Origin of the sequence: Brevundimonas terrae (genome assembly GCF_011761985.1) — a bacterium.
GTDB classification, from domain to species: domain Bacteria; phylum Pseudomonadota; class Alphaproteobacteria; order Caulobacterales; family Caulobacteraceae; genus Brevundimonas; species Brevundimonas terrae.
Map to the genome: position 1 here is coordinate 163,988 of NZ_JAASQT010000005.1, position 11,661 is coordinate 175,648.

General features: G+C 62.1%; 10 protein-coding genes. 1 reads left to right on the forward strand and 9 read right to left on the reverse strand.

Annotation, left to right across the window (positions count from 1 at the left end; all coding sequences use genetic code 11):
• Complete coding sequence (locus tag FHS64_RS12010) at nucleotides 1-1,188, reverse strand: efflux RND transporter periplasmic adaptor subunit (RefSeq protein ID WP_167178598.1); 1,188 nt, start codon at nucleotides 1,186-1,188, stop codon at nucleotides 1-3.
• Nucleotides 1,189-1,350: 162 nt separating this feature from the next.
• Here FHS64_RS12010 and FHS64_RS12015 point away from each other — a divergent pair, with 162 nt between their 5' ends.
• Nucleotides 1,351-1,932, forward strand: coding sequence for a TetR/AcrR family transcriptional regulator (locus tag FHS64_RS12015; protein WP_279588501.1), 582 nt, complete (start codon nucleotides 1,351-1,353; stop codon nucleotides 1,930-1,932).
• A gap of 93 nt (nucleotides 1,933-2,025) precedes the next feature.
• On the opposite strand, the gene leuB is transcribed toward FHS64_RS12015, so the two are convergent.
• The 8 genes from leuB to ilvD all read right to left on the reverse strand — a co-directional run bounded on the left by leuB (nucleotide 2,026) and on the right by ilvD (nucleotide 10,958).
• On the reverse strand, nucleotides 2,026-3,126 hold the full coding sequence (gene leuB, locus FHS64_RS12020) for a 3-isopropylmalate dehydrogenase (RefSeq protein ID WP_167178600.1): 1,101 nt from the start codon (nucleotides 3,124-3,126) through the stop codon (nucleotides 2,026-2,028).
• Nucleotides 3,123-3,728: a 3-isopropylmalate dehydratase small subunit gene (leuD, locus tag FHS64_RS12025; RefSeq protein ID WP_208380940.1), complete on the reverse strand. Its 606-nt coding sequence runs from the start codon at nucleotides 3,726-3,728 to the stop codon at nucleotides 3,123-3,125. Before leuD ends, leuB begins: the two co-directional genes overlap by 4 nt.
• Nucleotides 3,725-5,125, reverse strand: coding sequence for a 3-isopropylmalate dehydratase large subunit (gene leuC, locus FHS64_RS12030; protein ID WP_167178640.1), 1,401 nt, complete (start codon nucleotides 5,123-5,125; stop codon nucleotides 3,725-3,727). Before leuC ends, leuD begins: the two co-directional genes overlap by 4 nt.
• Nucleotides 5,126-5,129: 4 nt before the next feature.
• Nucleotides 5,130-6,098, reverse strand: coding sequence for a branched-chain amino acid transaminase (locus FHS64_RS12035; protein ID WP_167178604.1), 969 nt, complete (start codon nucleotides 6,096-6,098; stop codon nucleotides 5,130-5,132).
• A 95-nt stretch (nucleotides 6,099-6,193) separates the two neighbouring features.
• Complete coding sequence (locus FHS64_RS12040) at nucleotides 6,194-6,457, reverse strand: ACT domain-containing protein (protein WP_167178606.1); 264 nt, start codon at nucleotides 6,455-6,457, stop codon at nucleotides 6,194-6,196.
• On the reverse strand, nucleotides 6,454-8,163 hold the full coding sequence (gene ilvG / locus FHS64_RS12045; RefSeq protein WP_167178607.1) for an acetolactate synthase 2 catalytic subunit: 1,710 nt from the start codon (nucleotides 8,161-8,163) through the stop codon (nucleotides 6,454-6,456). Before ilvG ends, FHS64_RS12040 begins: the two co-directional genes overlap by 4 nt.
• A 26-nt stretch (nucleotides 8,164-8,189) precedes the next feature.
• A complete protein-coding gene (gene ilvC / locus FHS64_RS12050) occupies nucleotides 8,190-9,197 on the reverse strand; it encodes a ketol-acid reductoisomerase (protein ID WP_425542282.1) in 1,008 nt (335 codons plus the stop codon).
• Between the two features lie 9 nt (nucleotides 9,198-9,206).
• On the reverse strand, nucleotides 9,207-10,958 hold the full coding sequence (gene ilvD, locus FHS64_RS12055) for a dihydroxy-acid dehydratase (RefSeq protein ID WP_167178611.1): 1,752 nt from the start codon (nucleotides 10,956-10,958) through the stop codon (nucleotides 9,207-9,209).
• Between the last annotated feature and the right edge of the window lie 703 nt (nucleotides 10,959-11,661).

Below are 11,661 nucleotides of genomic sequence, written 5' to 3' on the forward strand. Positions count from 1 at the left end.
TCAACCTGCGTTGACGAAGGTGGCTGAGGAGGCCGTCGACGCAGCAGTCGTCGGGGCCGGGTTTGCAGCCGCATCCGAAGGTTTGATCTCGCCGTTCTGGGCCGTGACCTTCTGACCCGGACGCGCGCGTTGCTGACCGTTGATGATGACACGGTCATCAGGCGTCAGGCCGCTACGCACGACACGCAGACCGTTGACAACCGGACCCAGTTGGACCGGCTTGGCACCGACAGTGCCGTCCTTGGCAACGATGTAGACCAGACGACGGGGACCATCGGCAATCACAGCCGAATCCGGAACCAGCATGGCCTGATACGAAGCCGCACCGGCCAGTTGGGCGTGACCATACATGCCCGGCTTCAGGAAGCCGTTGGCATTGGGGATGACTGCGCGCAGGCGGATCGTGCCCGAGGCCGGATCAATGGCGTTGTCGGTGAAATCAAGCGTACCGGCGTGGGTGAACTCGGTTTCGTCCTGCAGGCGGACCTTGATCGGCACAGCACCCTTGGCGGATTCGCGCTGATATTTCAGGGCGGTCGCTTCGGAACCGTCAAAGACGAAATAGATCGGCGAACTCGAAACGATGGTCGTCAGGATGTCACCGGCCGAGGAGCCGCCACCGATCAGGTTGCCCGGATCGACGCGACGGTCGGACACGCGGCCCGAGATCGGGGCGGTGACGCGGGTGAATTCCAGGTCCAGAGTGCGGGCGCGGATTGCGGCATTGGCAGCAGCCAGTGCGGCATCTGCGGTTTGCACAGCGGCCTTCTTGGCATCGAACTCGGCTTGCGAGACAGCTTGCGAAGCCAGCAGGGTCTCGGCGCGAGCGAGGTCGGCCTTGGCCAGAGCAGACTGGGCTTCGGCCTGTGCCAACTGGGCGCGGGCGCTGGCCAGAGCAGCCTGGGCAGGGCGCGGGTCCAGAGTAAACAGCAGCTGGCCCTGACGGACAAAGTCACCGTCCTTGAAGTGAACCTGCTGGATATAGCCGCCAACACGGGCGCGTACATCAACATTGCGGGTGGCTTCAAAACGGCCGGTGAACTCGTCCCAGTCAACAACCTGTTGGGACAGCGCCGTGGCGACTGTCACGGGTGGCGCGCCTTGGGCCGGGGCTTCCTGACCTTTTGAACAGCCGTAAAGGGCTGCTGTCGCTAAGACAGTCGCCACCGCGATCTTAACCGTGCGCATTGGCACAATCTCCTGGGGTATGAACTCGTTATCCGACCAAACGCGCGAAAAGAGGAGGAGGCGCCAGTCAACAAGCGTGGACTTAAAGCGTAGAGATACAAGTCTTGTCAACAGCTGATGACAAGCTCATACTGTGACACTTACGACAGATGAGCTTAATCGTTGGTACCAGAAGCAAAACACCGTTCGCGCAATGCGGTTGCAACGCGGCAAGCCATACTGGACGCGGCACGTACGCGTTTTATGGCACATTCCTATGATGACGTCGGTATGCGTGATGTGGCGCGCGATGTCGGTGTGGATGCGGCTTTGGTGTCACGCTATTTTGGTGGCAAGGAAGAACTGTTCCTCGACGTTCTGGACAGCTGCAAGAACAAGCGCAGCCTGATTGACGGCGATCGTACTGAGTTCGGTCTGCGGGTGGCGCGCCAGATCATCGAAGGTCCAGAGGACGAGGACGATAACGGCTTTACGGGCTTGCTGGTGCTGCTGCGCTCGATCGGGTCGTCCAAGGCCATGGATATTGTCCAGCGGACATCGGATGCGAACTTCTTCCAGCCGCTGACAGAATGGCTGGGCGGCAAGCATGCTGCGGGCAGGGCGCGTCTGTTGGCTGGAATGATTATGGGCGTTGCCATCAGCCGCGAAATGTCGGCGGGCTATTCCGAAGTGGCCGGCGTTGAACGCGAAACCATGGTCCAGCGTTTTGCAGCCATTCTTCAAGCCGAGGTCGATGCGGGCTAGGGCATAGTCGGGGGACGTAAAGAAAAAGGCGGATCGCATGATCCGCCTTTCTTTTTGTCTGCAATCCAGAGAGCTGGATTAGGCCCAGAGTTTTTAAGCCCAGTGCATCGGCACATGGCGGGCTGCGGCCCAGTGGATGGCACGGATGGCATCGATGATGGCGCGGGTGGCGGCCTCGGTGCCCAGTTCGCCGCCCAGATCACGGGTGACCTGATTGGAGGCCTGAACCGCCGCCACAGCCGCCTCGATGGAATCCGCCTCGTCTTCCAGTTGGAAGCTGTGGCGCAGCATCATGGCTGCCGACAGGATGGTGCCGATGGGATTGGCCTTGTCCTGTCCTGCGATATCGGGGGCCGAGCCGTGGATCGGCTCGAACAGGCCGGGGCCGTCCGAACCCAGCGACGCCGACGGCAACAGGCCGATCGAACCACCCAGAACCGAGATTTCATCCGACAGGATATCGCCGAACATGTTCTCGGTCAGGATCACATCATAGTCGCGCGGACGCAGGATCAGGTGCATGGCGGCCGAATCCACCAAGGCATGTTCCAGCGTCACATTGGGGAATTCCTCGGCATGGATGCGGGTGACGGTTTCACGCCACAGGCGCGAGGTTTCCATCACATTGGCCTTGTCCACCGAGGTGACCTTGCCACGGCGTTGCTCGGCAGCCTTGAAGGCGGCGCGGGTGACGCGCTCGATTTCTTCAACCGTATAGGTGCACAGGTCCGAGGCCGAGGTATCGGTGCGGGTGCGTTCGCCGAAATAGACGCCGCCGGTCAGTTCGCGGAACACCAGCAGGTCGGTACCCTCGACGATTTCGCGCTTCAGGGGCGAGCGGTGCGACAGGGCCGGAGACACCTGCAACGGGCGCAGATTGGCAAACAGGCCCATAGATTTGCGGATCGTCAGCAGGCCCTGCTCTGGGCGAACCGGCTTGCCGTCATATTTCGGATCACCGACCGCGCCCAGCAGCACAGCGTCTGCGGCCACGCAGGCCGCTTCGGTTTCCTTGGGCAGGGGTGTGCCTGTCGCATCAATGGCCGCGCCGCCGATCAGGTGTTCGGTGAAGCTGAAGGTGTGGCCATAGATGTCGCCCAGACAGGTCAGGACGCGCTGGGCGGCCTTGGTCACTTCGGGGCCGACGCCGTCACCCGGCAGGACGACGATGTTGAAATTACGTTTCTCGCTCATGGTGCTGTCCTTTGGGGGGCGGTGTCGTTGCGGGTGGTTTCAAACGCGGCGATCTGGGTGTCCTTGGCCAGAAGCCAGCCAAGCGTATCGACGCCGTCGAGCATGCACTGGCGGGCAAAGGCCTCGACCTTGAAGCCGACAGGGGCGGCATTGCCGCGCTGGATCTGGTTGTTTTCCAGATCGATGCTGACGGGCTGGTCCTGATTTTGCGCCAGATCGTCCCAGACGTCCTGAGATACGACGATGGGCAGAAGGCCGTTCTTCAGGGCATTGGACGTGAAGATGTCGGCAATCTCGGTCGAGATGATCGCACGGAAGCCATAGTCTAGCAGCGCCCACGGCGCGTGTTCGCGCGACGAGCCACAGGCGAAGTTCGGGCCACCCAGCAGGATGCGGTGCTCGCTCGGGTCGATGCGGTTCAGGATGGCCTCGGGCTTGGCCGAACCGTCGTCCTCATAGCGCCAGTCATAAAAGGCCAGATCGCCCAGACCCTCACGCGTGGTGGTGGTCAGGAAACGGGCCGGGATGATCTGGTCGGTGTCGATATTGGCCTGCGACAGGACGACGACCTTGGATGTCAGTTTGGCAAACGGTTCCATCAGGCGATCTCCTCGGCGGTGGCCAGATGGCCGGCAATGGCACTGGCGGCGGCGGTGGCGGGGCTGGCCAGAATGGTGCGGGCACCCTTGCCCTGACGGCCTTCGAAATTGCGGTTGGAGGTCGAGACGCATAGCTGGCCCTCGCCCACGACATCGCCGTTCATGGCGATGCACATGGAACAGCCGGGGATGCGCCATTCGGCACCGGCGGCGGTGACGATGGTGTGCAGGCCCTCGGCTTCGGCCTGTTTGCGGACGGCTTCGGAGCCGGGGACGACCAGCATCCGCACGCCATCGGCGACCTTGCGGCCCTTCAGGACCGAGGCTGTGATGCGCATGTCCGACAGGCGGCCATTGGTGCACGAGCCGACAAAGACCACATCGACCTTTTCGCTGGTCGTGGCCTGTCCGGCGGTAAAGCCCATATAGGCCAGCGCCTTGGCATCGGATTCGGATTGAGGCTGGGGGGCGGCCTCGCCAACCGGAATGGCGGCGTCGGGCGTGGTGCCCCATGTCGCCATAGGGCGGATTTGAGCGCCGTCCAGCGTCACTTCCTTGTCGAAGACCGCGCCTTCGTCGGAGGCCAGTGACAGCCAATCCCTGGCGGCGGCCTCATAGTCGGCGGGTGCAAAGCGGCGACCGCGCAGCCACTCGATGGTCTTTTCGTCGGGCGCGATCATACCCGCCCGCGCCCCCGCTTCGATGGACATGTTGCACAGGGTCATGCGCCCTTCCATGTCCAGCGAACGGATGGCCTCGCCCGCATATTCGATGACATAGCCGGTGCCACCGCCAAAGCCGATGGTGGCGATGATGGCCAGAGCCACATCCTTGCCCGACACGCCGTTTTGCAGTTGACCGTTCACCGTCACGCGCAGGGTCTTGGCCTTGCGCTGGATCAGGCACTGGGTGGCCAGAGTATAGCCAACCTCTGATGTGCCGATACCAAAGGCCAGAGCGCCGAAGGCGCCGTGGGTGGCGGTATGGCTGTCACCGCAAACAACCGTCATACCCGGCTGGGTCAGGCCCAGTTCGGGGCCCATGACGTGGACCACGCCGCGCTGGTCACTGTCCCAGCCTGCCAGTTCGATGCCGTGGCGCTTGGTATTGGCTTCCAGAGTCTCGACCTGTTTGCGAGCCTGCTCGGTGACATAGGGCAGCTTGCCGTCAGGACCGGAGGGCAGGGTCGGGGTGGAATGGTCCAGCGTGGCAAAGGTGCGATCAGGGCGGCGCACCTTCAGGCCGCGAGCATCCAGTTCTGCAAAGGCCTGCGGCGAGGTGACCTCGTGAACCAGATGCAGGTCCACATACATCACACCGGGGGTGGATTGCGTCTCGGCCACGACGACGTGACGTTGCCAGACTTTTTCATACAGGGTTTGGGGCTGGGTATTCGACATGATCTCAGGCTGGCTCAAACTGCGCGTTATCTAATGCATTAACCGATTGATGAATCGGTTCAAGCCAACCGTAACGATCCGGCGTGCTGCCATCGAACAATCCGCGGAAAGCCTTGTTGACGGCCTTGGTCACCGGACCGGGGCCAGCGGCGCGGGTGGGGATGCCGTCAACCGAGCGGACGGGGGTGATTTCGGCGGCGGTGCCGGTCATGAAGACCTCGTCGGCGACATACAGGCTTTCGCGGGTCATCGACTGTTCGCGCACCTCATAGCCCAGCCCGCGCGCCAGCTTGATGACGCTGTCGCGGGTGATGCCTTGCAGGATCGAGGACGAGGACGGCGGGGTCATCAGCACATGGTCACGCACGACGAACAGGTTCTCGCCCGCGCCTTCGGACAACAGGCCGTCCGCGCCCAGAGCGATGCCTTCGCCATAGCCGCCCGTGCGGGCCTCGCGACCGATCAGATAGCCGGACAGATAGTTGCCGCCCGCCTTGGCTCCGCTGGGGATGGTGTTGGGCGCAACGCGGTTCCAGCTGGAGACACAGGCATCGACGCCTTTTTCCAGAGCTTCCTCGCCCAGATAGGCCCCCCACGGGAAGGCGGCGATCATGATGTCGGTCTTGATGGCATCCGGCGACGGGGTCACGCCCATGCCGCATGCGCCCAAAAAGGCCAGCGGGCGGATATAGGCCGACTTCAGCCCCTCGGAAGCGACGGTGTCGCGGCACGCCTGAACCAGTTCCTCGACCGAATAGGGCATGGGGAAGTGGTAGATGCGGGCGCTGTCATGCAGACGGCGCACATGGTCGGTCAGGCGAAAACCGCATGGGCCGTTCGGGGTGTCATAGACGCGGATGCCCTCGAACACCGAGGTGCCGTAGTGAAGCGCGTGGCTCATCACGTGGACGGTGCAGTTTTCCCATGCTGTCAGGTGTCCATTGAACCAGATTTTTTGGGCCAGCGGCTTCATTGTTTCGTCAGTCCAGTCTGCGGCGGGGCCGCGTGTTTAAGGGCCGGACGCATCCGGCATACTTTATAATTATATAGAGGGCTCGATATTGGGACTTAGGCGGCGTTGGCCGAAGCGGTGTCCTCGACGCGACGAACCCCGAAAAGGCGGTCGATCTGGCGGCCCAGATTGTCGACGCAGCGGGTGCCGTCGCGGCTGGCCACATTGAGGGTCAGGGTGCGCCAGTCGCCGCCCATGCCGGTGTGGAAATCCGTCATGCTCATGCCGTGGATTTCAAACCCGCGACGCTCCACCAGACCGATCAGGCGCTGAAGCGAACCGTCGGCACGGTCGATCTGGATGTGGATCATGTTGCTCATCGCGAGCCCTCCATCATTTCAGAGTTGTTCTTGCCCGGCGGCACCAGCGGCCAGACATTGTCCTCGGGGTTGATAATGACGTGCGCCAGAATGGGGCCGTCGGTTTCCAGCAGGCGTTTCAGGCCGTCCGTGACCTGATCCTTGTGGTCGATACGGAAGGCTTCGATGCCGAAGGCCTCGGCCACCTTTACGAAGTCGGGATTGTCGGACAGGTCGATCTCAGAGAAGTTCCGCTCGAAGAAGAACTCCTGCCACTGGCGCACCATGCCCAGACGCGAATTGTCCAACAGCACGATCTTCAGCGGAATCTTGAAGCGGTTGACCGTGGCCAGTTCCTGAATGTTCATCATCACCCCGCCGTCGCCGGTGATGGTGACAACGCAGGCATCGGGATCGGCCAGCTTGGCCCCGATACCGGCAGGCAGGCCAAAGCCCATCGCCCCCAGACCACCCGAGGTGATGTGGGCTTGCGGGCGCGAGAACGCGCAATGCTGGGCGACCCACATCTGGTGCTGACCGACATCGCAGGCGGCGATGAAGGATGGTCCTGCCATTTCGGACAGTTGGTACAGCAGGGCGGGGGCGAAAACGCCGTCACCCGGTGCATTATAATCAACCGCACACTGCGCCATCTGGGCGCGGCACTGGTCGGACCAGTCGCGCACATTAATAGTGTCACCTGCCGCCAGTTCGCGGTTCAGGGCTTCCAGATTGGGTTTCAGGTCACCAACGACCGGAACAGCCACCGCACGCAGCTTGCCGATTTCAGATGCATCGACATCGAAATGGATCACACCGGCATTGGGTGCGAACTCGGCCAGCTTGCCGGTGGCGCGGTCATCGAAACGGGCGCCGACAACGATCAGCAGGTCGGACGCCTGAACCGCATCATTGGCGGCACGCGTGCCGTGCATACCCAGCATGCCCAGATAATTATCCTGCCCCGTCGGGATGGTGCCCAAGGCGTTCAGGGTCGAGACCTGCGGAATGCCGGTCATGGCCGCGAATTCGCGCACGGTTTCGACCGCGCCCGAGATCTTGGCACCGCCCCCTATATATATAATGGGGCGCTTGGCCGAACGGATGGCATCGGCAGCGGCCCTGATCGAGGCGCTGTCGGCGATGGCATTGTCGTTCGGCAGATGGAAGGCGCGGGTTTCAGCCGTCGTCTGGAACTGGATGTCCTTGGGCAGGTCGATCAGGACCGGCCCCGGACGACCCGAGCGCGCAATATGGAAGGCTTCCTCGATGATGGCCGGAATGTCGGCGGCATCGCGCACCAAATAGGAGTGCTTCACCAGAGGCATGGTCACGCCCATGATGTCGACTTCCTGAAAGGCATCGGTGCCCATGACGCCTTGGGCGACATTGCCGGTGATGCAGACCATGGGAACCGAATCCAGCATGGCATTGGCAATGCCGGTGACCAGATTGGTGGCCCCCGGGCCGGACGTGGCCATGCAGACGCCGACCTTGCCCGATGTACGGGCATAGGCATCGGCGGCAAAGGCAGCGCCCTGCTCGTGGCGGCACAGATAGTGACGCACGCCCGATCCGGCGATGGCATCATAGATCGGCATGATGGCCCCGCCCGGATAGCCGAACACCACATCCACGCCCATCCGCTCCAGAGTGGAGACGACGAGGCTGGCACCGGTTTGGGCGGTGGTCTCGTGGGCGGGCATTTGAATGGTGGAAACGGTCATCTGGGCGGGGTCCGTGGGGGAAGCGCTTAGGCAGCTTTGGGTTTGGAAGCCTGCAACCAGGCCATACGATCACGCAGACGGGCACCGACCTCTTCGATCTGGGTGTCGCGGTCTTTCTGCATCAGGGCTTCGTATTCGGGCTTGCCCTGCTCGTTCTCTTCGATCCAGCGACGGGCAAACTCGCCCGACTGGATGTCGTTCAGAACGTCCTTCATGCGATCGGCCGTCTCGTCATTGACGACGCGCGGACCGGATACCAGAGCGCCCCATTTGGCGGTCTCGGAGATGAAGTGGTGCATCTTGGAAATGCCGCCCTCGTAGAACAGGTCCACGATCAGCTTCAGCTCGTGCAGGCATTCGAAATAGGCGATCTCGGGCTGGTAGCCCGCATCAACCAGAGTGTTGAAGCCACGGATAACCAGTTCCTTGGCCCCGCCGCACAGGACGGCCTGTTCACCGAACAGATCGGTTTCGGTTTCTTCGCGGAAGGTGGTTTCCAAGAGGCCGCCGGTCGCACCGCCATTGCCCTTGGCATAGCCCATGGCACGGTCACGGGCCTTGCCGGTGACGTCTTTTTCGATGGCGAACAGTGACGGCACACCGCGACCGCGCTGGAACTCGCGGCGGACCAGATCACCCGGACCCTTGGGCGCAACCAGAATGACATCCATGTCGTCACGCGGGGTGATGCGCCCATAGATGATCGAGAAGCCGTGCGCGAACAGCAGGGCCGAGCCCTTCTTGGCGTTCGGTTCGATGATGTCTTTATAGACCTCGGCCTGAACCATGTCGGGCGTCAGGATGGCGATGATGTCCGCATCCTTGACGGCGTCGGCGGGTTCGGCAGTCGCCAGACCGTCTTCGGTGGCGTGCTTCCAGCCGGTGCCGCCGTGGCGAACACCGACAATCACGTCATGGCCGGAGTCTTTCAGGTTCTGGGCATGGGCGCGACCTTGCGAGCCATAGCCGATGATGGCGATCTTCTCGCCGGCGATAGCGCCCGGCTTGATGTCTTCGTTGGTGTAGATGGTGATGGCCATGGTTCAGGCGTCCTCGGAAACGGGCTGGGTAGCGGCAGTGGTTTGATAGCGATCCGGCGTCTGGGCCGGAGGCGGGTTCGGGATGGTCACGGCACCCTGCGAAGCCGAAGCGACGCTGGCGCGGTATTTGGCAAAGACGCCACGGGCCTCGCGCAGTTCACGCAGAGTGAAGGCGGCGCGGCGCGCGGTCAGATCGGCATCGGTGTCGATGCGGCGATTGGGAACGTCGATGGTGATGGTGTCGCCGGTCTCGACCAGAGCGATGGGGCCACCGACAGCGGCCTCGGGCGAAACGTGTCCGGCCACAAAGCCATAGGACGCCCCCGAGAAACGACCATCGGTCAACAGGGCGACATTCTCGACCTTGCGACCCTTCAGGGCGGCGGTGATCTGCAGCATCTCGCGCATACCGGGACCACCCTTGGGGCCTTCGTAGCGGATGATGATGACATCGCCTTCGCCCGCCTCGCCCGACTGGACGGCGGCAAAGGCGTCTTCCTCGCAGTCATAGACCTTGGCCGGACCGGTAAAGCGATCGACCTTGTGGCCGGTCAGCTTGATGATCGCGCCCTCGGGGGCGACATTGCCATAGATGACTGCATAGGAGCCGCGCGCCATGACAGGCGCATCGACGGTGGTGACGACCTGTTGGCCGGGGGCTTCCTCGGCCTTGGCGGCTTCTGCAAACAGGCTCTCCCCCGAAACGGTCGGGGTGTTCACGATCTTGCCCGCTTCGGCCAGACGCTTGGCCACCAAACGCGTGCCACCGGCGACATACAGGTGCGAGGCCAGAAAACGTCCACCCGGTTTCAGGTCACAGATGACCGGAGCCTCGACACAGGCCTGATGGCAGTCCTCGATACCGAAATCGATACCGGCCTCGGCGGCAATGGCGGTCAGGTGCATGACGGCATTGGTCGAGCCACCGGAGGCCGAACAGGCAATGGCGGCATTCTTCAAGCTGGCACGGGTGATGTATTTGCGGGCGTTGTCACCGGCAAAGACGCGCTCGACCGCCAACTGGCCACAGCGGAAACCTTCGGCGGCCTTGTCCGGATCGACGGCGGGAACGTCATTGGCCCCCATGGGCGAGATGCCCATCATCGACAGGGCCATGGCCATGGTGTTGGCAGTGAACTGGCCACCACAGGCACCGGCCCCCGGACAGACGGCGCTCTCGACTTTTTTCAGGCCCGCATCATCCAGCGTTCCGGCACCGTGGGCACCGATGGCCTCGAAGACCTCCTGAACCGAGACTTCCTGACCGTCGATACGGCCAGGCATGATGGTGCCGCCGTAATAGACCAGTCCAGGGATATCCAGACGGGCCAGAGCCATTGCCGCAGCGGGGATGGTCTTGTCGCAGCCAACAATGCAGATGACGCCATCCAACTGGTGCCCCTCGATGGCCAGTTCGATGGAATCGGCGACCACTTCACGGCTGATCAGCGAAGCCTTCATGCCCGCTGTGCCCATCGAGATACCGTCGGTGACGACGATGGTGTTGAAATCGACCGGCCAGCCACCGGCAGCTGTAACACCTGCACGAACATCCTTGGCCAGACGGTCCAGATGCATGTTGCACGGCGTAACCGTGGACCAGGTGTTCACGATCCCGATCATCGGCTTTTTGAAATCGGCATCCTGCATACCGGCGGCCCGCAGATAGGAGCGGGCGGCGGCACGGCTTGACCCTTCAGTGACATGGGCACTGCGGGCATTGGCGGGATTTTTCGGATCGGGGCGGTCGGACATTGTGTTTTGTGGGTTCTGGTCGCTTGCGAGGAGAGGCGGGATTGGAAACGAGCATGAAAAAACCCCGCTTCCAGATGGAGAGCGGGGTGGTGCAGTTCTGACGGGTTTTCTTATGTCAGGTTACAGGCATCCACGCCGCTCGTCGGAGCGGGGTAATAAGTACCGATACGAGGAGCACGCGAACGAACGAGCGCACGGTCGATTCCGTGGCGGTCGTTGCAGTCATCGCGATGTGTGAAGCCGTGCTCACAGGGGCTACCTCGTTAGTTGGTGAACGGGTTTATGCCGAACGCCGTGCTGCATTGCAACCGTGCATCTGCGCACTTGTGCAAAAAAGATGCAAACATGCGCCATTTTGCGAGAAAAGAGGGCCATTCATGATGGTCGACTGGCTGTCATGGGGTGTAAATATGCGCCCCTATATATGTAGAGGTGCAGTGCTGTGCGCTCAAAGCATTGCAGATGGAGCGGCAATCCGGCTGAGTGATCGCTGATCTGTCGGATAAATGGCACTTTTTTGAAATAATGGTTGCCCTCGGAAGGGGGCGGACCTATACACCGCTTCCTCGGCGGCGGGCGGTTCTTCGGAGCGGTTCGGCGGCGGGGTTAGCCTTCTGGATGCTACTGTGTATCTGGATTTTCAGGGGTTTGGTTCTTCGGGATCGGTTCTGAGAAAGATCGAAAGGTCGGGTTGACAGGGAAG